Source organism: Streptomyces sp. FXJ1.172, from assembly GCF_001636945.3.
In the GTDB taxonomy this organism is placed as follows: Bacteria; Actinomycetota; Actinomycetes; order Streptomycetales; family Streptomycetaceae; genus Streptomyces.
Genome location: NZ_CP119133.2, coordinates 3,897,316 through 3,921,948, shown reverse-complemented (window position 1 = coordinate 3,921,948; position 24,633 = coordinate 3,897,316). Strand labels below are relative to the sequence as shown.

The following is a 24,633-nucleotide window of genomic DNA, read 5'->3' as shown; positions in this document are numbered from 1 at the left end:
TCCGGAGGCAACTGCCTTGCCTATGAGTGTCCTTCGAGCAGGACGGGATGGCGAGAGGGTGACGATCAGCGGGTGCGGTGAGGGTTTCGTGCCGGCTTCGCGGGCTCGCGGCGGGCCACCGCCAGCGCCACGCACGCCGCCGCCAGCGCCGCCTCCGCCACCGCGCAGGCCAGGGCCTGGGCCAGCGCGCCGCCCGCCCGGGCCGTCGTTATGTCGAACCAGGCGTCCAGGACCGCCACCGAGGCGGTCGCCGAGGCGGTGAGGCGGGAGCGGGGATCGCCGCGCAGTCCGAGCAGGGCCGTGGCCGCACAGCCCGCCGCCATCAGGACGTCCAGGCCGATCCAGGTCAGCGGCCAGTTGTCCACCCGGGTGCTGCCCGGCAGTGTCACGGCCAGCACCACCATCCACGGCACCAGCAGGACCGCCGCCGCGGCCAGCGCGACCAGCGCCCACTTCGCCCTCATCGCCGCCCCCTTCCCGCAGCCCCTCCGGCTGCTCCCCGGACCTTTCGACTGCATCCACCGTAGACCGCAGAGAAAACTCTGCAAAGAAATCTCGGCAGTTCTCAGGGACGGCTCAGGGTTCTCAGGGTTACCGTGGCGGCATGACCGACGGCATGCCCGAGATGACCGGCCTGGAGCGCACCGCCCTCTACAAGTCCCTCGGCAACCCCCTGCGCCGCCGGATCCTCGAATACCTCGGCCGGCACGGCGAGGCGAACTCCACCGTCCTCGCCCGCGAACTCGGCGAAAGCTCCGGCACCACCAGCTACCACCTGCGCAAACTCGCCGAGCAGAAGCTCATCGAGGAGATCCCGGAGAAGTCCGGCGGGCGCGAGCGCTGGTGGCGGTCGCTGCCCTTCAGCCACACCACGCCCGACCCCGCGGCCATGGACCCGCAGGAGTACGAGGCCGCGGCCCGGCTCGCCCATCTGAAGATCGAGTTCGACACCGCCCTGTACCGCCGCGCCCACCAGGAGTACCGCGGCCCCGAGGGCTGGGCCCAGGTCCAGCGCCACGGCACCTGGCTGACCAGGGAGGAACTCCTGGACTTCATGCGGGAGTACCACGCGCTGCTCGGCCGATACGGGCACGCGCGCGAGCAGGCACCCGACGGGGCGCGCCCGGTGATGATGCGTTTCTACGCCGTCCCCGAGCCCGTGGGAGAGTGGAACGGTGAACCGACTGGCCGATGAGACGTCCCCGTATCTCCTCCAGCACGCCGACAACCCCGTCGACTGGTGGCCCTGGTCGGCCGGCGCGTTCGACGACGCCCGCAGGACGGACAAGCCCGTCCTGCTGAGCGTCGGGTATTCGAGCTGCCACTGGTGCCACGTCATGGCCCACGAGTCCTTCGAGGACCAGGCCACCGCCGACTACCTGAACGAGCACTTCGTCAACATCAAGGTCGACCGCGAGGAGCGCCCCGACGTCGACGCCGTCTACATGGAGGCCGTGCAGGCCGCCACCGGCCAGGGCGGCTGGCCCATGACCGTGTTCCTGACCCCGGACGCCGAACCCTTCTACTTCGGGACCTACTTCCCGCCCGCGCCCCGGCACGGCATGCCCTCCTTCCGGCAGGTGCTCGAAGGCGTCCGGCAGGCCTGGGACACCCGGCGCGACGAGGTGAGCGAGGTCGCCGGGAAGATCGTGCGCGACCTCGCCCAGCGGGAGATCAGCCACCAGGGCGACCGGGCGCCCGGCGAGCAGGAGGCGGCGCAGGCGCTTCTCGGACTGACCCGGGAGTACGACCCGCAGCGCGGCGGATTCGGCGGGGCGCCGAAGTTCCCGCCGTCCATGGTGCTGGAGTTCCTGCTGCGCCATCACGCGCGCACCGGCTCCGAGGGCGCGCTCCAGATGGTCCAGGACACGTGCGAGCGCATGGCCCGGGGCGGGATCTACGACCAGCTGGGCGGCGGGTTCGCCCGCTACTCCGTCGACCGCGACTGGGTCGTGCCCCACTTCGAGAAGATGCTCTACGACAACGCGCTGCTGTGCCGCGTCTACGCGCACCTGTGGCGGGCCACCGGCTCCGGCCTCGCCCGGCGCGTCGCCCTGGAGACGGCGGACTTCCTCGTGCGTGAACTGCGCACCGAGCAGGGTGGGTTCGCCTCGGCCCTCGACGCCGACAGCGACGACGGCAGCGGACGGCACGTCGAGGGCGCGTACTACGTCTGGACCCCCGAGCGGCTGCGCGCCGCCCTCGGGGACACGGACGGCGACCTCGCCGCCGAGTACTTCGGCGTGACCGGCGAAGGCACCTTCGAGCACGGCCGGTCCGTCCTCCAGCTGCCGCAGGCGGAAGGCGTCCTCGACGCCGGGAAGGCCGCCTCCATCAGGCAGCGGCTCCTCGCCGAGCGTGCCTCCCGCCCCGCGCCCGCACGGGACGACAAGGTCGTCGCCGCCTGGAACGGCCTCGCGATCGCCGCGCTCGCCGAGACCGGCGCCTACTTCGAGCGGCCCGACCTGATCGAGGCCGCCCTCGGCGCCGCCGACCTCCTCGTGCGGGTGCACCTCGACGAGCACGCCCGGCTCGCCCGGACCAGCAAGGACGGCCGTACCGGCCCGGGCGCCGGCGTGCTGGAGGACTACGGCGACGTCGCAGAGGGCTTCCTCGCGCTCGCCTCCGTCACCGGCGAGGGCGTCTGGCTGGACTTCGCCGGGCTGCTCCTCGACCACGTGCTCGCCCGCTTCGCCGACCCGGAGACCGGCGCCCTGTACGACACGGCCGCCGACGCCGAGCGGCTCATCCGCCGGCCGCAGGACCCCACCGACAACGCCACTCCCTCCGGCTGGACAGCCGCGGCGGGCGCGTTGCTCGGTTATGCCGCGCACACCGGCTCCGAGGTCCACCGCAGCGCCGCCGAGCGGGCGTTGGGCGTCGTCACCGCGCTCGGGCCGCGTGTGCCGCGGTTCATCGGCTGGGGGCTCGCCGTCGCCGAGGCACTCCTCGACGGGCCCAAGGAGGTCGCCGTCGTCGGCACCGCCCCGGCCGACGAGGGGACAACCGCCTTGCACCGTACGGCACTTCTGGCCACGGCCCCAGGCGCCGTGGTCGCCGTCGGCGCTCCGGAGAGCGATGAGTTCCCGCTGCTTTCCGGCCGTCCGCTGGTGGCCGGTCAACCGGCGGCTTACGTCTGCCGTCACTTCACCTGCGACGCCCCGACGACCGATCCGGAGCGGTTGCGGACGGTGTTGAGCCCGCACTGAGCAGTGGAAACGCGGGAAAGCGGTTGCCCCGAACTGTCCGGATGTGGGCAGGTGTTCGGATAGATACCGCTTCCCGTGCCCCCGTTACGAAACAAGCTATTTATCGGAAGAGTGCCCGCGCTTCACAGATCCCCCCTACGATCTCCACAGCGACACGACGGGTAACCCGCCGATGACGGTCCGTCGTGCGTACAGGGGGTTTCAGGGGGATCTGGGGGGATCTTTTGCTGACGTCTGTCTTCATTGCTGCCGTCTCGCTTGCCCTTTTCTGGATGGCGGCCTTCACCTTGTGGTGGCAGATGCACGCGTGGCGCACGCCCGAGGTGCTGGCCTCCACCCGTTTCGGCAGACCGGACGGCGACGAACACGTGTCGTTCTCACTGCTGTTGCCGGCCCGCCACGAACAGGCGGTGCTCGACCACACCATCCAGCGGCTGCTGGAGTCCACACACACCGACTTCGAGATCATCGTGATCGTCGGGCACGACGACCCGGAGACCACGGCCGTGGCCGAGCGGGCCGCCGCCCGGGACACGCGCGTCAGGGTCGTCGTCGACACCCACGAGAAGAAGAACAAGCCCAAGGCCATGAACACGGCGCTGCCGCACTGCCGCGGCGACGTCGTCGGGGTCTTCGACGCCGAGGACCAGGTCCACCCGGAGCTGCTCGCCCACGTCGACCACGCCTTCCGGACGACGCAGGCGGACGTCGTCCAGGGGGGCGTCCAGCTCATCAACTTCCACTCCAGCTGGTACAGCCTGCGCAACTGCCTGGAGTACTTCTTCTGGTTCCGCTCCCGGCTGCACCTGCACGCGCAGAAGGGGTTCATCCCGCTCGGCGGCAACACCGTCTTCGTCCGCACGGACATCCTCAGGGAAGCCGACGGCTGGGACCCCAACTGCCTCGCCGAGGACTGCGACCTGGGTGTCCGGCTGTCGTCCGTCGGCAAGAAGGTCGTCGTCGCCTACGACTCCGACATGGTGACCAGGGAGGAGACCCCGGGCTCGCTCATGTCGCTGCTCAAGCAGCGCACCCGCTGGAACCAGGGCTTCCTCCAGGTGTACCGGAAGAAGGACTGGCGCCACCTGCCGGGATTCGGGCAGCGGCTGCTCGCCCGCTACACCCTGATGACCCCGTTCATGCAGGCCTTCTCCGGCGTGATCATCCCGCTCAACGCGGCCGTCGCGCTCTTCCTCGACGTCCCCGTCGGCATCGCCTTCCTCACCTTCCTGCCGCTGGTCACCGCCGTCGTCACCTTCGTCTTCGAGATGGTCGGCCTGCACGACTTCGGCGTCCAGTACGGCCTCAGGGTCCGCCTCGCCCACTACGTGAAGCTCATCGTGGGCGGCCCCTTCTACCAGGTGCTCCTCGCCGGTGCCGCGATCCGTGCCGTGTGGCGCGAGCAACGCGGCCGCAACGACTGGGAGCTGACCACGCACGTCGGCGCGCACCTCACCGCGGCCGAAGCCCTCCGAGAGGACGTTACCGCGTGACCTCCACTCTTCCCGCGGTGACCGCAACCACGGTCCCCGCGCAGGGCCGACCTGTGCCCACGAGCCGTCCGACCGGTCGAACCGAGCCTCCGGTACGACTCCGCTCCTCCCGTCCCGACCTGCTGCTGTGCGGTGCGCTGCTCCTCGCGATCCTCGTCGTCCAGGGCTGGAACATCGCCGACTACCCGGCCCTCAGCGACGACGAGGGCACCTACCTCGCCCAGGCCTGGGCCGTCCAGCAGGGCCGGGGCCTCGCCCACTACACCTACTGGTACGACCACCCGCCGCTCGGCTGGATCCAGATAGCCCTGCTCGGCTGGATCCCCTCGAAGTTCAGCCCCGGCTCCATGACCGTCGGCACCATGCGGATCGCCATGCTGCTGGTCAGCGGTGCCGGCGCGGTCCTCGTGTACGTCCTCGGCCGCCGGCTCTCGCTGCCGCGCTGGGCCGCCGGGCTCGGCATGGCCCTGCTCGGGCTCTCCCCGCTCGCGGTCGTGCTCAGCCGGGAGATCTTCCTCGACAACATCGCCGTGATGTGGCTGCTGCTGGCGTTCTGCCTGGCCGCCTCGCCCAGCCGCCACCTCTGGCACCACTTCGGCGCCGGTCTCGCCGCCGCCGCGGCCGTGCTCACCAAGGAGACGATGCTCGTCGTCCTGCCCGCCCTGTTCGTCACCATGTGGCGGCACAGCCACCGCGACACCCGCAAGTTCGCCCTCACCGGAGCCGTCACCGCCTGCGCCCTGATCGGTCTGTCGTATCCGCTCTTCGCGCTGCTCAAGGGCGAGTTGTTCCCCGGCGCCGGGCACGTCTCCCTGTGGGACGGCATCACCTACCAGATGTCCCGGCCGGGCTCGGGCTTCATCCTCGACGAGGGCTCCGGCTCGTACGGCGTGCTGCACTCGTGGCTGTACTACGACCGGGTCCTGCCCCTCGGCGGCCTCGCCGGAGCCGTGCTGCTGACCGTGACCTGGCGCTGGTCGGTCACCGCCCGCGCGCTCGCCGGCCCGTCCCTGACCGTGGCGATCCTCGCCCTGGTCGCCCTCAGGCCGGGCGGCTACCTGCCCGCCATGTACGTCATCGGCGCGCTGCCCTTCCTCGCCCTGGTGCTGGCCGGCGGCGCCGCCTCGGTCGCGCAGGTGGTCACCCGCAGAGGGCGGTCGGAGCACGAGAAGCGCTACGTCACCGGCGGCCGGTACGCACTCGCCGCCGTCCTCGCCCTCGCCGCCGGCGCCTATGTCGTACCCCGCTGGTACGACGGTGACCGCACCGCCGTCACCGCCGACGCCAACAAGCCCTACCGGCAGGCCTCCCACTGGCTCAGCACCGAGGTGGCGGACCCGAAGGACACCCGGGTCCTCGTCGACGACGCCCTCTGGCTGGACCTCGTCCACGCCGGGTACCGGCCCGGGCTCGGCGCCATCTGGTTCTACAAGGCCGACCTCGACCCGGCCGTCACCAAGACCATGCCGCACGGCTGGCGGGACGTGGACTACGTCGTCGCCTCGCCGACCGTCCGCCGCGACGCCAAGGACCTGCCGAACGTCAGGGCCGCCATCCGGCACTCCACGCCGGTCGCCACCTTCGGGAGCGGCCCGGACCGCATCGAGATCCGCCGGATCCAGGACCCGGCGGTCACGGGAGGCACCCGATGAGCGAGTACACCGCCCCGGCACAGGACCTCGACGCCGCGGAGGTCGCCGAACCGGGCGCCGTCACTGTCGTCGTCCCGACCTTCAACGAGTCCGCGAACATCCGGCAGCTGCTGCGGCAGATCACCGAGTCGGTGCCCGCACGGCTGCCCTGTGAGGTCCTCTTCGTGGACGACTCCACCGACGACACGCCCGAGGTGATCCGCGCGGCCGCCCAGGACTGCCCGTTCCCGGTGGCCGTACTGCACCGTGCGGAACCCGCCGGCGGGCTCGGCGGGGCGGTCGTCGAGGGGATCAAAGCCGCAACCTCGGAGTGGATCGTCGTCATGGACGGCGACTGCCAGCATCCGCCGTCCCTGATACCGGAGTTGGTGGCCACCGGCGAGCGGACCAACGCCGCCCTGGTCGTCGCCTCCCGGTACGTCGAGGGCGGCAGCCGGGCCGGGCTCGCCGGCGGCTACCGGGTGGCCGTCTCGCGCGGTGCGACCTGGCTCACCAAGGCCCTCTTCCCGCGCCGGCTGCACGGTATCAGCGACCCGATGAGCGGCTTCTTCGCCGTCCGGCGCGGTGCGGTCACGCCGGAGACGCTCAAGCCCCTCGGCTACAAGATCCTGCTGGAGCTGGCCGTGCGTACCAGGCCCCGGCAGGTCGCCGAGGTGCCGTTCGTCTTCCGGGACCGGTTCGCCGGCGAGTCCAAGTCCAGCACCCGGGAGGGCCTGCGCTTCCTGCGCCATCTGGCCGGGCTGCGCACCGCGTCACCGGCCGCCCGCATGGCCGGCTTCGGGCTGATCGGTGCCAGCGGCTTCGTGCCCAACCTGGCCGGACTGTGGGCGCTCACCGCCCTCGGCGTGCACTACGTGCTCGCCGAGATCCTCGCCAACCAGCTCGGCGTCGCCTGGAACTTCCTGCTCATCGAGCAGCTGCTGTTCCGCGACCGGCGTGCACACCGCCGCTGGTGGGACCGGCTCGGCCGGTTCGGCCTGCTCGCCAACGCCGACCTGGTCCTGCGCATCCCGCTCATCGCGCTGCTCGTCGGCCGGTTCGGCATGGGCGCCCTGCCGGCCACCGCGCTCGCGCTGGTCATGACGTTCGTCGTGCGCTTCGCCGGGACCGAAGCGCTGGTCTACCTCCCCCGCCGCCGGGGGAGCCGAGCAAGGAGAGCCGCTTGAGCAAGTACCGCAGACGGACCGCGCTGGCCGGGGTGGGTGCCCTGACCGCCGGTCTGCTCCTGGCCGCGCCGCAGAGCGCCGAGGCCGCCAACCTGATCAAGAACCCGGGCTTCGAGACCGCCGGTACGGACGGCATGCCGTACTGCTGGGAGAAGTCGGGCTGGGGCGACAACGACTTCAGCTTCGAGACGACCTCGGACGCCCACTCGGGGTCGGCGGCCATGAAGGTGACGCTGACCCGCCGGGTCTCCGGCGACCGCAAGGCGATGCTCACCGAGACCGCCGACTGCGCACCGGCCGTCACCGTCGGCAAGCAGTACGACCTCGGGGTCTGGTACAAGACCACCACCCCGGACGCCAACGTCACGCTGTTCCGGCACGACACGAGTGCCGGCTGGCAGTACTGGACCGACGTCAAAACCCTCGACATGGCCTCGGCCTGGACGCAGGCCACCGTCCGGACCCCCGAGATCCCGCCCGGCACCGACCGCATCACCTGGGGTGTCTCCGTCTACGGCACCGGCTCGGCGACCACCGACGACTACACCATGGACCAGGTCCCGGACGTGACCCCGCCCGCCCAGTGCACGGGCACCAACGACCAGTGCGCGAACGGAAGTTGGTCGGTGCTGCCGACGCAGAACCCGGTCCGCTCCATGCACTCCGTCGTCCTCAGCAACGGCAAGGTGCTGCTGATCGCCGGCTCCGGCAACAGCCAGGACGCCTTCAACGCGGGCACGTTCACGAGCGCGGTGTACGACCCGGCGAACGGCACGTACCAGGTCATCCCGACCCCGAAGGACATGTTCTGCGCGGGGCACGTCCAGCTCCAGGACGGCCGGGTGCTCGTGCTGAGCGGCAACAAGTCCTATCCGGACCCGAACGGCACCCACGGTTACGAGGGGTTCAAGGACTCGTACATCTTCGACCCGAAGACCGAGACGTACACCAGGACCAACGACCTCAACGACGGCCACTGGTACCCGTCGGCGACCGAGCTGGGCAACGGTGACGTCATCACCTTCGGCGGGCTGCGCGAGGACTCCACCGGGTCCGTGACCGCCGAGCGCTGGTCCGACAAGGACCAGCAGTGGCTGCCGACATGGAAGGTCAACCAGACCTGGTCGTTCTGGGGCCTGTACCCGGCGATGATCCTCATGCAGGACGGCCGCCTCTTCTACACGGGCAGCCACGTCTTCGGCAACAACATCCCCGGCACCGGCTCGGCGGTCTACGACTACGGCGCCAACACGGTCACCCAGATCCCGGGTCTGCAGAACAAGGACCAGCGGGACCAGTCGTCGTCCGTGCTGCTGCCTCCGGCGCAGGACCAGCGGGTGCTGACGGTCGGCGGCGGCAACATCGACTCCAACCCCGACGCCAATCGCCTCACCGACCTGATCGACCTCAAACAGGCCAACCCGTCGTACGTCGCCGGGCCGCCCCTCCCGCAGGGCACGGTCGACCTCGGCAACGGCAAGGTCCCGGAGACCGGCAGCCAGGGCAAGATGTACGTCTCCACCGTGCTGCTGCCCGACGGCAAGGTGCTGGAGACGGGCGGCGCCCTGCACAACCGCGCCAACCCGGTGTACGAGTCCTCGCTCTACGACCCCGCCACCAACGCCTTCCAGCAGGTGGCCGCCGACCCCGAGTCCCGCGGCTACCACTCCTCGGCGTTCCTGCTGCCCGACGGCCGGGTGATGGCCACCGGCGACAACCCGGGCAACGGCAGCTGGAACCACAACGTGTCGATCTACACCCCGCCGTACCTCTACAAGGGCACCCGCCCGACGATCACCTCGGTGATCAGCCAGGAGTGGAAGTACGGCGACACCCAGCGGATCACCGTCGACCGCCCGATCGCCAAGGCGGAGCTGATCCGCCCGGCCGCGGTGACGCATTCCTCCGACCCGAACCAGCGGTTCGTGGACCTGCCGCTCTCGGTCGACGGCAACAACGTCGACCTGAACGTGACCAACAACCCCAACCTGGCGCCGCCCGGCTGGTACATGCTCTTCGCGGTCGACGCCAACGGGGTGCCCTCGGTGGCCCAGTGGGTGCATCTGACGGGCCCGGCGGCCCTGACCGCCGCCTCCCCGCACATCCACGCCTTCGCCGACTCCCTCACCGGCAAGGTCGCGGGCCCGGGCAAGAAGCGCACGTCCCAGCAGGTCAGCCCGACCCTGTCCGGCTGCGACCGGCACTACGGCTCGGTCAACGTGTGTGTGCCGACGGCCTTCCCGGCGCAGGTGAGGAAGACGACCGCGGCGCGCTGTGCCTGGCTGCAGCGCAACGACTACGGCCGTCTGAAGGTCAACGGAGCCGACGATCCCCTGGGGCTGGACCCGGACCGGAACGGAATCGCCTGTGACAGGGGCGATGTGAAGGGCGGTGGGAGCAGGCGTTAGTTCCTAGCCGTGTTCCGTCAGGGCGCGTTCCACGATGGCCTCCAGCTGGTCGTGGTGCGCGCCCTTCCAGTAGGCGCGGCCGCAGTCCGTGCACTGGGCGAAGACGTCGTACGAGCGCTGGGTGCCGTGCTTGAGCTGGGCGGCGACCTCGTCCTTGGTGGCCTGCCTGAGCAGGCCGTTGCAGGCGGTGCAGCGGGTCCAGGGGCGCAGGGCGGGGGCGAAGCGGTCGAGGACGTCGTGCAGCTGGTCGTCGGGGCGGGTGCTGTAGACGAACGCACCGGCCCACAGTTCGCGGCGGCGCAGCAGGCCCCGGTCGCGGCTGAGCATCACCCGCTTCTCGGCCGCCGAGCGGGCGGCGAGTGCCGGGTCGCCGATGTCGGTCGACTCGTAGGCGGCGTCGACGCCGAGCAGGCGCAGGCGGCGGGCCAGGGTGCCGAGGTGGACGTCGAGCAGGAAGCGGAGCGGGGCGCCGGGGACCTGCTGGGGGCGTTGCACCTCCCGGACCTCCACTCTCTCGCCCGCCTTCGGGATGTGGGAGACGGGCACCGCGCGGCCGTCCACCACCAGCGCGCCGACCTCGGTGAGCGGGACGCCGAGGGACTCGATGACATGGCCGAGCGTCGAGACGCCGTCCGTGCCGAGCGGTGTCGCGCCGGCCCGCCGGGCGGCCGGCACGAACAGGTGGAGCGCGGGGGCGACTTCGACGTGGATCTCGACTCCGTTCACTTCGTCAGCATCGCACGCGGGCTGTCGCCGCCTCAGTGGTTTTCGCGGGGCAGACCGTGTTCCATGACGTCCAGCGCCCGGTCCATGAGGTCGCGCAGCTCGCCCTCGAAGTCGTTCTCCGCCCAGTACATGGAGACCTCCAGCAGGCCGCTGATGAACGACATCGCGTAGACGCGGACCTCGAGGCTGTCGGGGTCCAGGCCGGAGCGCTCGGCGAGCGCCCCGCGGAGCAGGCGGCCGGTCTGCGACATGCTCTCGAACATCCGCGAGCGCACGGCCGGGACCTGCACCCCGAGGTGGGTCCGCATGCGTACCACCTCGGGATCCTCGTTCATGTTCGCCTCGATGGCCTTGTGCATGACGTACCGCAGCGAGTCCATCCACGACTCGTCCGCGGGCCGGGCGCGCAACTCGTCGGCGATCAGCGGGTCGTACTCGTCCGTGAGGACGATGTCCTCCTTGGTCGGGAAGTAGCGGAAGACGGTCGACGGCGACACCTCGGCCCGCTCGGCGATCTGCTCGACCGTCGTGGCGTCGTACCCCTGTTCCTTGATCAGCGCGTAGGTCGCGGCGCGGATCGCCTCGCGGGTCTTGATCTTCTTGCGTTCGCGCAGGCCGAGGCGGGGGCGGTCGGTGGGGGAGAAGGAGGAACGTGCGGCCGTCATACGGTTCATTGTCGGGCATCCTCCGCCGGGACGACCATGTCGGCTCCGATGCCCTCCGCCTCCCGTGCGGGCGCCGTCCTCGGCAGCAGGGCCGCCGTCAGCAGCGCGGCGGCCAGCGCGGCGATGCCGCACACCATCAGGACCACGCCCATGCCGTGGACGTAGGCGTCGTCGGCGGAGGCGGCGAGGTGGGCTGAAGCCGTCTTCTCGGCGATCAGGTGCGCGGCGACCACCGAGTTGCCGGCGGTGTGCGCGACGGGCTCGGGCAGCCCCGTGACGTCGAGCCGGTCGCGGAAGACGCCCGCGAGCAGGCTGCCCAGCAGGGCGATGCCGATCGCCGCGCCGACCTGGCGCAGGGTCATGAGCAGGCCCGAGCCGCTGCCGGCCCGGTCGCGGGGCAGGGTGCCGAGGGCGCCGTCCATCGCGGGCACGATGGAGAAGCCGAAGCCGATGCCGGTGATCGAGAGCCACAGCGCGGTGAAGCCGTAGCCGGAGTCGACCGTCGTACGGCTGCCGAGCAGCGCGGCGAAGGCCAGCACCACCAGACCGGCGCTCACCACGGCACGCGGCCCGAACCGGGCGACGACCGGCTGCGCGCCCCGTGCGGCGACCATCAGGCCGCCCATCATCGGCAGCAGCCGCAGACCGGTGCCGAAGGCGTCATGGCCGAGGACGGCCTGGATGTACGGGGGCAGGACGAACATCAGGCCGGACAGGACGAACATCGCCAGGGTCGCGGCGAACGTGTTGAACAGGAAGCCGCGGTGGGCCAGCAGCGTCATGTCGAGCATGGGGCGGGCGAGCCGCCGCTCGCGCAGCACCAGCGCGGTCAGCAGCACCGCGGCGGCGGCGAACATCGACAGGATCAGGGCGTCGCTCCAGCCGCGGCCGGGCGCCTCGATGATCGCGTAGATGAGGGTGCCGAGTCCGGTCGCGGTGAGCGCCGTCGACAGCGGGTCGACCCGCGGGGAGGCGGGGTCGCTGGTCTCGGGGAGCAGGAAGACGCAGGCGGCGATGCCGATCGCGGCCATCGGGACGTTGATCAGGAAGACCGAGCCCCACCAGTAGTGGTTCAGCAGCCAGCCGCCGATGATCGGGCCGAGCGGCAGTCCGAGCGCGGAGGCGGCGGAGATGACGCCGACGGCCTTGGTGCGTTCGTCGGGGCCGAAGAGCGAGGGCAGCACGGACAGAGCGAGCGGGGTGACGAGCGCGCCGCCGATGCCCATGAACGCCCGGGCCGCGATGACCCAGTTGATGTCCGAGGCGAGCGCGCCCATCAGCGAGCCGACGAGGAAGAGGGCGAGACCGGTGATCAGCATCCTGCGCCGCCCGAACCGGTCGCCGAGGAGGCCGGCGGGCAGCATCAGGGCGGCGAAGACGACGACGTAGGCGTCCGCCATCCACTGCTGCTGGCCGGTGGTGGCGCCGAGTTCGCCGGCCATCGTCGGCAGCGCCACATTGAGGATCGTCATGTCGAAGCCGAGCGTGAGCATGCTCGCGACCAGGGCCCCCAGGGCCCACCAGCGCCGGGGGTTCGGAGTGACATCAGCCATGAAATGAGAGTAGCTTCCAAAATACTGGTGCTGTCAATCGAGTCCGACTGTCGGGAGAAAGAAAACGGCCACGGCTCGCAAGAGCCGTGGCCGTGGGAGCGGCGGGAGCGGTGAGGGTTATCCGTGGGTGTACGCCACCAGCGAGATGCCGACGTAGTGCACGACGAACGCGGCGAGCGTGAAGGAGTGGAAGACCTCGTGGAAGCCGAACCAGCGCGGTGAGGGGTTCGGCCGCTTGATGCCGTAGATGACCCCGCCGGCGCTGTAGAGCAGGCCGCCGACGATCACCAGGACCAGGACGGCGATGCCCCCGGTGCGCAGGAAGTCGGGCAGGAAGAAGACGGCCGCCCAGCCCATCGCTATGTAGCAGGGCGTGTAGAGCCAGCGCGGGGCGCCGACCCAGAAGACGCGGAAGACGATGCCGGCCGCGGCGGCGGCCCAGATCCCCCACAGCAGCCACTCGCCCTTCGCGCCCGGCAGCAGCAGCATGGTCAGCGGGGTGTAGGTGCCCGCGATGATGAGGAAGATGTTGGCGTGATCGAGGCGGCGCAGGACGCCGTCCATCCGCGGGCTCCAGTTGCCCCGGTGGTACAGCGCGCTGACCCCGAAGAGCAGGCAGGCCGTGAGGACGTAGACGCCGCAGGCGATGCGGCCTCTGGTGGAGTCGGCGAGAGCGGTGAGCACGAGGCCCGCGACGAGTACGGCCGGGAACATGCCGAGATGCAGCCAGCCGCGGAGCCGGGGCTTGGCCGGGAGCGACACGGAGAGCGCGACGGGACCGCGGTCGGCGACCGGCGAGTCCATGGGCGCGTCGGAGGCGGACGCAGTCATGGGCCGCATGGTACCTACGCCACCGTAAGTCGCTCGTCAGTGCCTGTTCGTGATTGACGCAGATCGGGGCGAACGCAAAAGAACCTTCAGTTGAATCCAACATGGACGCAAAGAATCATGGAAATCGTGGCATTGGTCACTCCGCTCACCTGTGACTCCCTCTGGACAGATGCGCATCGGCGTCGGATGATCAAATGAGTGCGGTCGGCACCGGATGAGCGGCTACGAAGCATCCGGGTCGCAGCCCCCACGGGGCACCAAGGACAAAATCCCTCACCAGGGTAAAAATCCCTCACTTAGGAGCAATCGTGGCGCGCGACAACGCGGCTCCCGCCCCCACCAACCATCAGGAACTGATCTCGTGGGTCAACGAGATCGCCGAACTGACGCAGCCGGACAGCGTGGTCTGGTGTGACGGCTCCGAGGCCGAGTACGAGCGGCTCGCCGAAGAGCTGGTCGCCAAGGGAACGTTCAAGAAGCTCGACCCGATCAAGCGCCCGCACTCCTACTACGCCGCCTCCGACCCGACCGACGTCGCGCGCGTCGAGGACCGGACCTTCATCTGCTCCGAGAAGGAGGAGGACGCCGGCCCGACCAACCACTGGAAGGCCCCCGCCGAGATGCGGGAGATCTTCGCCGGTGAGAAGGGCCTGTTCCGCGGCTCCATGCGCGGCCGCACCATGTACGTCGTCCCCTTCTGCATGGGACCGCTCGGCTCCCCGCTGTCCGCGATCGGCGTGGAGATCACCGACTCCGCCTACGTCGCCGTCTCCATGCGCACGATGACGCGCATGGGCCAGGCCGTCCTCGACGAACTGGGCGACGAGGGCTTCTTCGTGAAGGCCGTGCACACCCTCGGCGCCCCGCTGGAGGAGGGCCGGCAGGACGTTCCGTGGCCGTGCAACTCCACCAAGTACATCTCGCACTTCCCCGAGGACCGCGAGATCTGGTCCTACGGCTCCGGCTACGGCGGCAACGCCCTGCTCGGCAAGAAGTGCTACGCACTGCGCATCGCCTCCGTCATGGCCCGTGACGAGGGCTGGCTGGCCGAGCACATGCTGATCCTCAAGCTCACCCCGCCGCAGGGCGAGTCCAAGTACGTTGCCGCCGCCTTCCCGAGCGCCTGCGGCAAGACCAACCTCGCCATGCTGGAGCCCACGGTCTCCGGCTGGACCGTGGAGACCATCGGCGACGACATCGCCTGGATGCGCTTCGGTGAGGACGGCCGCCTGTACGCGATCAACCCCGAGGCCGGCTTCTTCGGCGTCGCGCCCGGCACCGGTGAGCACACCAACGCCAACGCGATGAAGACCCTGTGGGGCAACGCGGTCTTCACCAACGTCGCGCTCACCGACGACGGCGACGTGTGGTGGGAGGGCATGACCGAGGAGGCGCCCGCCCACCTGACCGACTGGAAGGGCAACGACTGGACGCCGGCCGCCGAGACCCCGGCCGCCCACCCCAACGCCCGCTTCACCGTCCCCGCCTCGCAGTGCCCGATCATCGCGCCCGAGTGGGAGGACCCCAAGGGCGTGCCGATCTCTGCGATCCTCTTCGGCGGCCGGCGCGCCTCCGCGGTGCCGCTGGTGACCGAGTCCTTCGACTGGAACCACGGCGTCTTCCTCGGTGCCAACGTGGCCTCCGAGAAGACCGCCGCGGCCGAGGGCAAAGTCGGCGAGCTGCGCCGCGACCCGTTCGCGATGCTGCCGTTCTGCGGCTACAACATGGGCGACTACATGGGCCACTGGATCGACGTCGCCAAGGACAGGGACCAGTCCAAGCTGCCGAAGATCTACTACGTCAACTGGTTCCGCAAGAACGACGAGGGCAAGTTCGTCTGGCCGGGCTTCGGCGAGAACTCCCGGGTCCTGAAGTGGATCGTGGAGCGCCTGGACGGCAAGGCCGAGGGCGTCGAGACCCCGATCGGCATCCTGCCGGCGAAGGAGGCCCTGGACACCAACGGCCTCGAACTGTCCGACTCCGACCTGGACTTCCTGCTCACGGTCGACAAGGACGTCTGGCGCGAGGAGGCGGCACTCGTCCCCGAGCACCTCAACACCTTCGGCGACCACACCCCGAAGGAGCTGTGGGACCAGTACCACGCGCTGGTGAAGCGCCTCGGCTAGTCCCCTCGAGACTCCACGGCCGGTTGGGATGCCCTGACCAGTGATCGTCACGACCGGCCGTGGTACGACCCCGGGTGCCCCGCACAATGGCGTGCGGGGCACCCGTTGCTTCCGGAAGTGCGCCTCGGCCGGAGCCGGCGCAGTGAATGGCGCCCGGTCCGCGCGTCGCTGCGGGTGCGCGCGGACCGGGGCCGATCGGGGGACCCCTGGTGGGATCAGCGGGCGGGGCTGAGTTCCTTCGGGTCGCTGAGCGCGGCGGCGTGCGCGTCCATCCGCTCGGCCGTCAGGATCGCCACCGCCGTGTCGGCACGCGACGCGGCGACGACGAGCGCGCGGCCCGCGAGGGTGTGCGCACGCCGGTGCAGCCCGGCGGGGTCACCGGTGGCGGACGGCGTGGCCCGCAGCGGGGCGCGGCCGTACCGGAGCCGGGCCACCTGCTCGGCGAGCCGCTCGGCGGCGGTCTCCAGGTCGGCCGACGGCGTCAGCCCGCGCAGCTCGTCGGTGGCCGCGAGCAGTGCGGCGAGGTGGCCGGCGAGCTGGATGTCCAACTCCTCCTCGCGCGACCGGTGGGGGAAGTCGGAGGCGGTGCCGGCCATCGTGCTGTGGACCGACTTGGCGCGGATCGGTTCGTACATGGGGGATGGCCTCCTGTGCTCTGACAGGAAGCCATCCTAGCTTGGATTTCGTCTAAAGTTGAGCCGTGTCACGGAATGAAGTCCGTCGACTACGGCTGGCTGTATCCGTCCAGGAAGTTCCCGATCCGGGTGACCGCGTCCCGGAGGTCGCCGACCGTCGGGAGGGTCACCACGCGGAAGTGGTCCGGCTCGGGCCAGTTGAAGCCCGTCCCCTGGACGACCATGATCTTTTCCTGGCGCAGCAGGTCCAGGACCATCTGCCGGTCGTCCTTGATCTTGAAGACCTGGGGGTCGAGCCGCGGGAAGAGGTACAGCGCGCCCTTGGGGCGCACGCAGCTCACGCCCGGGATCTGCGTCAGCAGCTCGTACGCGGTGTCCACCTGTTCCTTCAGCCGGCCGCCCGGCAGTACCAGGTCGTTGATCGACTGGCGTCCGCTGAGCGCGGCGACCACGCCGTGCTGCCCCGGCATGTTGGCGCACAGCCGCATGTTCGCCAGGATCGTCAGGCCCTCGATGTAGGAGTCCGCGTGCGAGCGCGGCCCGGAGATGGACATCCAGCCCACCCGGTACCCGGCCACCCGGTACGCCTTCGACATGCCGTTGAAAGTGAGGGTGAGCAGGTCGGGGGCGATCTTCGCGGTCGGGGTGTGCGTGGCGTCGTCGTAGAGGATCTTGTCGTAGATCTCGTCGGAGCAGACCAGCAGGTTGTGCCGGCGGGCGATGTCCGTCAGCCCCCGGAGCATCGCCTCGTCGTAGACGGCGCCCGTGGGGTTGTTCGGGTTGATGATGACGATCGCCTTGGTGCGGTCGGTGACCTTGCGCTCGATGTCGGCGAGGTCGGGCATCCAGTCGGCCTGCTCGTCGCAGCGGTAGTGCACGGCCGTACCGCCGGCCAGGGAGACGGCGGCGGTCCACAGCGGGTAGTCCGGGGCCGGTACGAGGACCTCGTCGCCGTCGTCGAGCAGCCCCTGCATGGCCATCACGATCAGCTCGGAGACGCCGTTGCCGATGAAGACGTGCTCGACGTCGGTCTCGATGCCGAGGGTCTGGTTGTGCATGACGACCGCGCGCCGGGCGGCCAGCAGGCCCTTGGCGTCGCCGTACCCGTGCGCCGTCGAGACGTTGCGGAGGATGTCCTCCAGGATCTCCGGCGGGCACTCGAAGCCGAAGGCGGCCGGGTTGCCGGTGTTCAGCTTGAGGATGCGATGACCTGCCGCCTCGAGCCGCATCGCCTCCTCGAGCACCGGGCCCCGGATCTCGTAACAGACGTTGGCGAGCTTGGTCGACTGGATCACCTGCATGTCCGTGAGCTTACGGCCCGGTAATGCCTCATGGGTCGTGTTTTCCACCACGTGGGACACCGGTTTTGCCCGGATATCGCCGTTGGCTGTCTCGGGAGTCGCTTGCGTCCCTAGAATGCGGTGCCGCTTGCGGGTGGGGGCCCGAGCGGGCGGCTTGTACGCACGGCGCGGCGGAATGGGGCGGGGAGTGCACGGACAGGCGGGGACGAGCGACGGCTCCGGACGGGGTGTCACCCCCGGGGACCGGCCGGACGCGTACGGCGCGCGGCCGGCACAAGCAGCGCAGCCGGCGCAGGCCGCCGGCCACCCGCAGCCGGCCTCGGGACCGCCGAGTGTGTACCTGCCCCAGCCGGTCTCCGCTCCGGCGTACGACGAGTACGCCGATCCTGCCGCCGCCCACGGCTGGCAGACCGCCTACGACGACACCCGCGAACTGCCCTCGCTGACCGAACCGGCCGAACCAGCGGTGCCGGCCGAGCCGTACGGGCCGGCCGAGCCGCGTGAGCCGTACGGGCCGGGCGAGGGCCGGGCCGCGCGGCGGCGTGCGGCCGGGCGGCGTACCGGTGGTAGGCGCCGGGTCGCGGTCGTCGCCGGGGCGCTGGGGGTGGCCGGTGCGGCGGCGGTGCTCGCCGCCCTGGCGGGCGGCTCGGATTCCCGGCGCCGGACGGGTCCGGTCCGGTAGGCGGCGGACGCGTGACCGGCGACTCCGCCACCGAGCCCCGCGGCCCCGCCGCCTCCGCCACCGACGGCGCATCCGGCCCGGCCGCCTCCCCGGCCGCCCGGGTCTCCCGTGGCGGGGGGCCGGCGGTCCGGCCGCCACGGCACCCGCCACCACCCCCGCCCCGGCGACGTCCGGCGCCCCCGTGGCCACGCCCACCGGAGCGACGGCGGACCCCACGGCATCCGCGTCCGGGACCCCCGGCGTCCGGGGGCGCGGTCACGGAGCCGGGCGGCGTCACCACTGACCTCCGCGACCGGCCTTCGCGCGACAGCCGCTCCCAACCAGGTTTGGCCGCACCGGAGTTGACGCACCCTTCCGGCACAGGGAAACCCCTACGACCTGACTCGCCTTCTTGTTCACGCACCCCTCGGCAATGAAAATGTGCATGACAAGCAGGGCGGCCGGAAGATCTCCGGTCGCCCAAGTCGTAAGAGGGGACCCCCACATGAACAAGCCTCTCCTTGCCGTGCTCTCCTCCGTGGCCCTGGCCGGGCTGGGCGCGACCCCGGCGGTCGCCGCGCCGCACACCGCCAAGGCGGCCGCGGCGACGGTCGACTTCGCCGGCACCGTCGCGCTCAGCAACTGCTCCGGCTCCGTGATCCGCTTCCCCAATTCCGCCGACACCGACCCGGCGCTCGTGCTCACCAATGGCCACTGCCTGGAGACCGGCTTCCCGGACCCGGGCCAGGTCATCACCGGCCAGTCCTCCAGCCGTACCTTCGGCCTGCTGAACTCCGCCGGTTCCAAGGTCGCCACCCTGCGTGCCAACCAGGTCGTGTACTCGACCATGACGGACACGGACATCACGATCTACCGCACCACCACCACGTACGCGGCGATCAAGAGCAAGTACGGCATCAGCCCGCTCACCGTGCAGGACACGCACCCGACCGCCGGCGCCGCCATCAAGGTCGTCTCCGGCTACTGGAAGACGATCTACAGCTGCAGCATCGACGGCTTCGTGTACCGGCTGAAGGAGGGCGACTGGACCTGGAAGGACTCCGTCCGCTACACCTCCGCCTGCAACACCATCGGCGGCACCTCCGGCTCCCCGGTGATCGACACGGCCACCGGCAAGGTCGTGGCCGTCAACAACACCGGCAACGAGGACGGCGAGACCTGCACGGAGAACAACCCCTGCGAGGTCGACGAGAACGGCAACGTCACCATCCACCAGGGCATCAACTACGCCGAGGAGACGTACGGCATCCCGGCCTGCTTCACCACCGGCAACAAGCTGGACCTGAGCGCCTCCGGCTGCACCCTGCCCAAGCCGTAAGGGGCGCAAGGGCCGTCACACCGGGGTACGGCGGACGGACCGGCCGGCGAGCACGTCCGTCCGCTTGCCGTCCTCGATGACGAACCTGCCGTCGACGAAGACGTACGGGATACCGGTCGGCAGCCTGCGGGGCTCGGCGAAGGTGGCGCCCGGCGCCACCGTCTGCGGGTCGAACAGCACCAGGTCGGCCCGGTACCCCTCGCGCACCAGTCCGCGGTCCGGCAGCCGGAGCCGGGCCGCGGGCCGTGAGGTCAGCCGGGCGACGCACTCCTCCAGCGTCAGCACCCCCAACTCGCGCACGTAATGGCCGAGATAGCGCGGGAAGGTACCGTACGCGCGCGGGTGCGGCTTGGCGCCCTGCAGGATGCCGTCCGAGCCGCCGGTGTGGGCGCGGTGCCGCATGATCGCGCGGACGTTCTCCTCGTGCCCGACGTGCTGGAGGACCGTCGTGCCGAGCCGGTCCGCCAGCAGCAGACGGCGGGCGGTGTCCCACGGGGCCTCGCCGCGCAGCCGCGCCGTCTCCCGGACCGTTCGGCCCACGTACGCGCCCAGCGCCGGGTCGGCGACGCCGGAGATCTCGATCGTCTCCCACTCCACCGGCACCCCGTGGCAGCCGTCCGCGCCGGACACCTCCAGGTCCTGCCGGATCCGCTCGGCCGTCGCCGGGTCGCCGAGCCGGGCCAGGATCTCCTGCGGGCCGCCCGCGCTCGCCCAGCTCGGCAGCAGCGCGGCCAGCGTGGTGCAGCCCGGGGTGTAGGGATAGGTGTCCAGGGTGATGTCCGCGCCCGCGTCCAGGGCCCGGTCGAGCAGGTCGAGCAGCTCGGGCGCCCGGCCCGCGTTCACGCCGAAGTTCATCGTCGCGTGGGCCAGGTGCAGCGGGCAGCCCGCCTCCCGGGTGAGGGCGACCATCTCGGCGTAGGCCTCCAGGGCACCGGTGCCGTAGGAGCGGTGGTGCGGGCAGTAGTAGCCGCCGTACGACGCCACCACCCGGCACAGCTCCGTCAGTTCGGCGTCCGGGGCGTACATGCCGGGCGTGTACGTCAGCCCGGAGGACATCCCGACCGCGCCCTGCTCCAGCCCCTCGGCCACCAACTGCCGCATCCGGTCCAGCTCTTCGGGCGTGGCCGCGCGGTCCTCCCAGCCGACGGCGAGCGCGCGGACCGTGCCCTGCGGAACGAGATAGGCCGCGTTGACGGCGATGCCCCGGTCCAGCCGGTCCAGGTACTCGCCGACCGACCGCCAGCCGAAGTCGATGTCGTCGCCGTACCCGTTCCACCCGGTGATCGCCCGCCGCACCTCCTCGAGCGTGCGGTCGTCCACCGGGGCGTACGACAGCCCGTCCTGCCCGACGACCTCCAGCGTGACGCCCTGCGCGGCCTTGGCGCTGTGATCGGGGTCGCGCAGCAGGGCGAGGTCGGAGTGGGCGTGCATGTCGATGAAGCCGGGGGAGAGGACCAGGCCCTCCGCGTCCAGCTCCCGCACGGCGCGCGGGCGCTGACAGCCGGCCGCGGCGGCCTCCTTGACCACGGAGACGATCCGGCCGCGGTCGATCACCACATCGGCGCGGTACGACGGCTCGCCGCTGCCGTCGACGACGTCGGCGTCCCGGATGACGAGTTGCTCCACGGCCGGTGCCTCCCGCGGGTCTAGAAGAACGTACGGATGTAGTCGACGACCGTCCCGTCGGCCTCGGCCACCGGGATCAGCTGCCACTTGTCGAAGGAGGTGCACGGATGGGACAGCCCGAGGCCGATCCAGTCGCCGACCTCCACGTCCGCGCCCGCCTCCGTGCGCAGCCAGGCGTGCTGGTCGGACAGCCCGGTGACGGTGATCCCGTCGGCCGGGCGCTCGACACCGCCCCGGCGTACCACCTGGGCGGCGGGCAGGTCCAGGTCGTAGGCCGCGTCGCGCTTGCCCGCGTTGGCGAAGGCCTGCTCGGGGGTGGGCCGGGAGACGACCTGCGCCCACAGCCGGAAGGCGGGCTCCAGGGCGCCCTCCTCGGGGACGCGGGCGAACGGGGTGATCCTGCGGTAGTGCCCGTCGTCGTGCGAGACGTACGCGCCCGAGCGCAGCAGTTTCAGCACGGGCGCGGACAGCCCGGGGATCTCCTCGAAGACTTCGGCCACCGCGTCGAACCAGGCGCTGCCGCCCGCGCTCACCACGATCTCCTGCGCGCCGGCGAACCGGCCGCCCTTGTCGAACTCGACGGCGAGCGCCACCAGCCGCCGCAGATACGACCGCACCCGCTCCGGATCGGCCCGCGGCACCTCGCCCTCGTACCCGGCGACACCCACGAGCCGCAGCGTCCGTGCTGCGGCCACCGCGTCGGCGACGGCCAGGGCGTCGGCCCGCGTGCGCACACCGGTACGGGCCCCTTCGCCCGCGCCCAGCTCCACGACGACGTCCAGCGGGCGGCTCACCGTGCCGAGGGCCGCGTCCATCAGCTCCACGCCACGCACGGAGTCGACGTAGCAGACGAACCGGAAGCCGGGGTCGGCGGCCAGCTCGCCCGCGATCCACCGCAGGGCCGAGGCGTCCACCAGCTCGTTGGCGAGGAAGACCCGCTGGACGCCGAACGCCCGGGCGACCCGCACCTGGTGGGGCACCGCCAGGGTGATGCCCCAGGCGCCGTGCTCGAGCTGGCGGTGGAAGAGCTGCGGGGCCATGGAGGTCTTGCCGTGCGGGGCGAAGGCGAGTCCGTGCCGGGCGGCGTACGTCTCCATCAGCGCCAGATTGTGCTCCAGGCGTTCGGCGGACAGCGCGAGGACGGGCGAGGCGAAGCCGTCGGACGCGCGGAAGAGGTTGCGGCGCTGGGCGGCCAGCTCGCCGACGGTGAGGCCGTCGGCGTCGGGCGGGAGGCCCTTGAAGCGGTGGTCGACACGTTCCTCGGCCAGCCGGGCGAGCGCTTCGGTGCGCATGGAGCCCCTCTCCTGGCCGTTGCAATCTCTGCAACGGCCATTGCATGTATTGCTGAATGGTGTCTAGCATCTCGCCGACACCGGGTCAACGGAGCCGCTGCCCGGGCATCGAACAGGAGTCATCATCAAGGACGCTGCTTACGCCGTGAAGGGTTCGGCCGTGAATGCCGTGGACGTGGTGGCGCTGGGCGAGTCCATGGTCACCTTCCTGCCCAGCCGGCCGGGCCGCCTCGCGGACGTGCCCTCCTTCGACCGCGCGATCGGCGGGGCCGAGTCCAACGTGGCCTGCGTCCTGGCCGCCGCCGGCCACACCGCCCGCTGGGTCGGCCGGGTCGGCGCGGACGGCTTCGGCGACCACCTGGTCGAGCGGATCGCCGCGTACGGCGTCGACGTCACGTCCGTACCCCGGGATCCTGCCCGCCCCACCGGCGTCTACTTCCGCACGGCCGGCGACCGGGGCACGGGCGCGCACGAGGTGGCGTACTACCGGGCGGGCTCGGCGGCGTCGGCGATGAGCGCGGCGAACGTGGACCTCGCGGCGGTACGGGCGGGGCGGGTACTGCATCTGTCAGGGATCACGGCGGCGCTGTCCGACGACTGCCGTGCGTTGCTGGACGAGCTGACGGAGCCCCGTCCGGGCCGGCCGCTGCTGTCCTTCGACGTCAACCACCGGCCGGGGCTGTGGCGCACGGCCGGGGGCCCGCTGGTGCTGCTGGACCTCGCCCGGCGGGCGGACGTGGTCTTCGTGGGCGAGGACGAGGCGGCGGAGGCCTGGGGCGTCACCGGGGGGCCGGAGGCCGTCCGCGAGGCGCTGCCGGAGCCGGGGGTGCTGGTGGTGAAGCAGGGGGCGCGGGGCGCCACGGCGTTCGAGGGCCGCCGGCCGCCCGCCTTCCAACCGGCCCTGCACGTGGCCGTCGTGGCCGCCACCGGCGCCGGAGACGCCTTCGCCGCGGGCTTCCTCTCCGGCACCCTGCGCGGCCTGCCCCTGAAGTCCCGCCTGCGCCACGGCCATCTCTTCGCCGCGGCGGCCCTCACCGCCTCCGGCGACCTGACCGCACCCCCCGCCCGGGACCACGCCGACCGCCTGACCGCTCTCGACGACAGCGCATGGGGGAGACTTCGACTCGGCCCCGGCTGGACGCAAGCCGCAGCGGCCGAGGAGGAGGCGAACACCCCATGAGTCAGACCGTCGACCGCGCCCTGAGCATCCTGCCGCTGCTCGCCGAGGGCCCCGCCGACCTCGGGCAGGTCGCCGACCGCCTGGGCGTGCACAAATCCACGGCGCTGCGGCTCCTGCGCACCCTGCACGAGCACGGCCTGGTCTACCGCCAGTCCGACCAGCGCTACCGCCTCGGCGCCCGCCTCTTCGCCCTCGCCCAGGAGGCGATGGAGAACCTCGACATCCGCGAGATCGCCCACCCCCACCTCGTACGGCTCAACGAGGCCTGCGGCCACACCGTGCACCTCGCCGTCCACGAGGAGAACGAGGTCCTCTACATCGACAAGGTGGAGAGCCGCTACCCGGTCCGCATGTACTCGAGGATCGGCAAGCCCGTCGCCATCACCGTGGCGGCCGTGGCCAAACTCCTCCTCGCCGATCTCCCCGAACCCGAGCGCCGCGCCCTCGCGGACAAGCTCGACTACCCCCTGTACACGCCCCGTTCGACCCCCAACGCCCCCGCGTTCCTCAGGGAGTTGGAGCAGGTGCGCGAACAGGGCTGGGCCACCGACCTCGGTGGCCACGAGGAGTCCATCAACTGCGTCGCCGCCCCCATCCGCGGCGCCGACGGCCGGGTGGTCGCCGCGATGTCGGTGTCCGCGCCGAACGTGGTCGTCACCGCCGAGGAACTCCTCACCCTGCTCCCGCAGGTCCGCCGTACCGCGGACGCGATCAGCGGCGAGTACTCCGGAAGAACGCCCGTGACGGACCCCGCGAAGGACTCCGCATGA

The 24,633-nt window shown here is 71.2% G+C and carries 20 protein-coding genes; 11 read left to right on the top strand and 9 right to left on the bottom strand.

Translation table 11 applies throughout. The annotated features are described in order from the left end of the window. Window positions 1–65: 65 nt before the first annotated feature. On the bottom strand, window positions 66–464 hold the full coding sequence (locus A6P39_RS17320) for a hypothetical protein (protein WP_067041887.1): 399 nt from the start codon (window positions 462–464) through the stop codon (window positions 66–68). A gap of 140 nt (window positions 465–604) precedes the next feature. On the opposite strand from A6P39_RS17320, the gene A6P39_RS17315 reads away from it, so the two are divergent. The 6 genes from A6P39_RS17315 to A6P39_RS17290 all read left to right on the top strand — a co-directional run bounded on the left by A6P39_RS17315 (window position 605) and on the right by A6P39_RS17290 (window position 9,928). After that, complete coding sequence (locus A6P39_RS17315; protein ID WP_067041891.1) at window positions 605–1,195, top strand: ArsR/SmtB family transcription factor; 591 nt, start codon at window positions 605–607, stop codon at window positions 1,193–1,195. Further along, window positions 1,176–3,209, top strand: coding sequence for a thioredoxin domain-containing protein (locus A6P39_RS17310; protein WP_067041894.1), 2,034 nt, complete (start codon window positions 1,176–1,178; stop codon window positions 3,207–3,209). The genes A6P39_RS17315 and A6P39_RS17310 overlap by 20 nt, the downstream gene beginning before the upstream one ends. Before the next feature lie 224 nt (window positions 3,210–3,433). Further along, on the top strand, window positions 3,434–4,702 hold the full coding sequence (locus A6P39_RS17305; protein WP_067041897.1) for a glycosyltransferase: 1,269 nt from the start codon (window positions 3,434–3,436) through the stop codon (window positions 4,700–4,702). Next, the gene (locus tag A6P39_RS17300; RefSeq protein ID WP_067041899.1) at window positions 4,699–6,354 is read left to right on the top strand and encodes an ArnT family glycosyltransferase; all 1,656 of its coding nucleotides are present in this window, start codon (window positions 4,699–4,701) and stop codon (window positions 6,352–6,354) included. The genes A6P39_RS17305 and A6P39_RS17300 overlap by 4 nt, the downstream gene beginning before the upstream one ends. Continuing rightward, window positions 6,351–7,520 carry a glycosyltransferase gene (locus A6P39_RS17295; protein ID WP_067041901.1) on the top strand — a complete coding sequence of 390 codons (1,170 nt, stop codon included), beginning with the start codon at window positions 6,351–6,353 and terminating at the stop codon, window positions 7,518–7,520. Before A6P39_RS17300 ends, A6P39_RS17295 begins: the two co-directional genes overlap by 4 nt. Next, window positions 7,517–9,928 carry a galactose oxidase-like domain-containing protein gene (locus tag A6P39_RS17290; protein ID WP_067041903.1) on the top strand — a complete coding sequence of 804 codons (2,412 nt, stop codon included), beginning with the start codon at window positions 7,517–7,519 and terminating at the stop codon, window positions 9,926–9,928. Before A6P39_RS17295 ends, A6P39_RS17290 begins: the two co-directional genes overlap by 4 nt. A gap of 3 nt (window positions 9,929–9,931) precedes the next feature. On the opposite strand, the gene A6P39_RS17285 is transcribed toward A6P39_RS17290, so the two are convergent. From A6P39_RS17285 to trhA, 4 genes are all read right to left on the bottom strand, one after another. After that, complete coding sequence (locus A6P39_RS17285; protein ID WP_067041905.1) at window positions 9,932–10,654, bottom strand: Mut7-C RNAse domain-containing protein; 723 nt, start codon at window positions 10,652–10,654, stop codon at window positions 9,932–9,934. Between the two features lie 32 nt (window positions 10,655–10,686). Continuing rightward, window positions 10,687–11,319 carry a TetR/AcrR family transcriptional regulator gene (locus A6P39_RS17280; RefSeq protein ID WP_443052876.1) on the bottom strand — a complete coding sequence of 211 codons (633 nt, stop codon included), beginning with the start codon at window positions 11,317–11,319 and terminating at the stop codon, window positions 10,687–10,689. Between the two features lie 5 nt (window positions 11,320–11,324). Beyond that, window positions 11,325–12,872, bottom strand: coding sequence for an MFS transporter (locus A6P39_RS17275; protein ID WP_067041910.1), 1,548 nt, complete (start codon window positions 12,870–12,872; stop codon window positions 11,325–11,327). Window positions 12,873–12,989: 117 nt separating this feature from the next. After that, a complete protein-coding gene (gene trhA, locus A6P39_RS17270; protein ID WP_067041916.1) occupies window positions 12,990–13,703 on the bottom strand; it encodes a PAQR family membrane homeostasis protein TrhA in 714 nt (237 codons plus the stop codon). A 308-nt stretch (window positions 13,704–14,011) separates the two neighbouring features. Here trhA and A6P39_RS17265 point away from each other — a divergent pair, with 308 nt between their 5' ends. Further along, window positions 14,012–15,829, top strand: a complete 1,818-nt coding sequence (locus A6P39_RS17265) for a phosphoenolpyruvate carboxykinase (GTP) (RefSeq protein WP_067041918.1) — start codon at window positions 14,012–14,014, stop codon at window positions 15,827–15,829. Window positions 15,830–16,044: 215 nt separating this feature from the next. On the opposite strand, the gene A6P39_RS17260 is transcribed toward A6P39_RS17265, so the two are convergent. Together A6P39_RS17260 and A6P39_RS17255 are read right to left on the bottom strand one after the other, a co-directional pair. Next, window positions 16,045–16,464, bottom strand: coding sequence for an SCO4983 family protein (locus tag A6P39_RS17260; RefSeq protein WP_067041921.1), 420 nt, complete (start codon window positions 16,462–16,464; stop codon window positions 16,045–16,047). Between the two features lie 89 nt (window positions 16,465–16,553). Next, the gene (locus A6P39_RS17255) at window positions 16,554–17,765 is read right to left on the bottom strand and encodes a pyridoxal phosphate-dependent aminotransferase (RefSeq protein WP_067041924.1); all 1,212 of its coding nucleotides are present in this window, start codon (window positions 17,763–17,765) and stop codon (window positions 16,554–16,556) included. A 187-nt stretch (window positions 17,766–17,952) separates the two neighbouring features. On the opposite strand from A6P39_RS17255, the gene A6P39_RS17250 reads away from it, so the two are divergent. Together A6P39_RS17250 and A6P39_RS17245 are read left to right on the top strand one after the other, a co-directional pair. Beyond that, window positions 17,953–18,447, top strand: coding sequence for a hypothetical protein (locus tag A6P39_RS17250; RefSeq protein WP_275883869.1), 495 nt, complete (start codon window positions 17,953–17,955; stop codon window positions 18,445–18,447). Between the two features lie 484 nt (window positions 18,448–18,931). After that, on the top strand, window positions 18,932–19,765 hold the full coding sequence (locus A6P39_RS17245) for a trypsin-like peptidase domain-containing protein (protein WP_067041926.1): 834 nt from the start codon (window positions 18,932–18,934) through the stop codon (window positions 19,763–19,765). A gap of 15 nt (window positions 19,766–19,780) precedes the next feature. On the opposite strand, the gene A6P39_RS17240 is transcribed toward A6P39_RS17245, so the two are convergent. Both A6P39_RS17240 and A6P39_RS17235 read right to left on the bottom strand, forming a co-directional pair. Next, a complete protein-coding gene (locus A6P39_RS17240) occupies window positions 19,781–21,391 on the bottom strand; it encodes an N-acyl-D-amino-acid deacylase family protein (RefSeq protein WP_067041928.1) in 1,611 nt (536 codons plus the stop codon). A 20-nt stretch (window positions 21,392–21,411) separates the two neighbouring features. After that, window positions 21,412–22,683, bottom strand: coding sequence for an amino acid deaminase (locus A6P39_RS17235; RefSeq protein WP_067041936.1), 1,272 nt, complete (start codon window positions 22,681–22,683; stop codon window positions 21,412–21,414). A gap of 196 nt (window positions 22,684–22,879) precedes the next feature. Between A6P39_RS17235 and A6P39_RS17230 the strand changes: the two genes are divergently transcribed. Continuing rightward, window positions 22,880–23,863, top strand: a complete 984-nt coding sequence (locus A6P39_RS17230) for a sugar kinase (RefSeq protein WP_079133223.1) — start codon at window positions 22,880–22,882, stop codon at window positions 23,861–23,863. Beyond that, complete coding sequence (locus A6P39_RS17225; RefSeq protein WP_067041942.1) at window positions 23,860–24,633, top strand: IclR family transcriptional regulator; 774 nt, start codon at window positions 23,860–23,862, stop codon at window positions 24,631–24,633. Before A6P39_RS17230 ends, A6P39_RS17225 begins: the two co-directional genes overlap by 4 nt.

What these genes read in the sequence shown, in the direction of transcription:
- A6P39_RS17320 (WP_067041887.1), bottom strand. Translation starts at nt 464, where the DNA reads ATGAGGGCGAAGTGGGCGCTGGTCGCGCTGGCCGCGGCGGCGGTCCTG.
- A6P39_RS17315 (WP_067041891.1), top strand. Translation starts at nt 605, where the DNA reads ATGACCGACGGCATGCCCGAGATGACCGGCCTGGAGCGCACCGCCCTC.
- A6P39_RS17295 (WP_067041901.1), top strand. Translation starts at nt 6,351, where the DNA reads ATGAGCGAGTACACCGCCCCGGCACAGGACCTCGACGCCGCGGAGGTC.
- A6P39_RS17280 (WP_443052876.1), bottom strand. Translation starts at nt 11,319, where the DNA reads ATGACGGCCGCACGTTCCTCCTTCTCCCCCACCGACCGCCCCCGCCTC.
- A6P39_RS17275 (WP_067041910.1), bottom strand. Translation starts at nt 12,872, where the DNA reads ATGGCTGATGTCACTCCGAACCCCCGGCGCTGGTGGGCCCTGGGGGCC.
- trhA (WP_067041916.1), bottom strand. Translation starts at nt 13,703, where the DNA reads ATGACTGCGTCCGCCTCCGACGCGCCCATGGACTCGCCGGTCGCCGAC.
- A6P39_RS17260 (WP_067041921.1), bottom strand. Translation starts at nt 16,464, where the DNA reads ATGTACGAACCGATCCGCGCCAAGTCGGTCCACAGCACGATGGCCGGC.
- A6P39_RS17255 (WP_067041924.1), bottom strand. Translation starts at nt 17,765, where the DNA reads ATGCAGGTGATCCAGTCGACCAAGCTCGCCAACGTCTGTTACGAGATC.
- A6P39_RS17245 (WP_067041926.1), top strand. Translation starts at nt 18,932, where the DNA reads ATGAACAAGCCTCTCCTTGCCGTGCTCTCCTCCGTGGCCCTGGCCGGG.
- A6P39_RS17235 (WP_067041936.1), bottom strand. Translation starts at nt 22,683, where the DNA reads ATGCGCACCGAAGCGCTCGCCCGGCTGGCCGAGGAACGTGTCGACCAC.
- A6P39_RS17230 (WP_079133223.1), top strand. Translation starts at nt 22,880, where the DNA reads ATGGTCACCTTCCTGCCCAGCCGGCCGGGCCGCCTCGCGGACGTGCCC.
- A6P39_RS17225 (WP_067041942.1), top strand. Translation starts at nt 23,860, where the DNA reads ATGAGTCAGACCGTCGACCGCGCCCTGAGCATCCTGCCGCTGCTCGCC.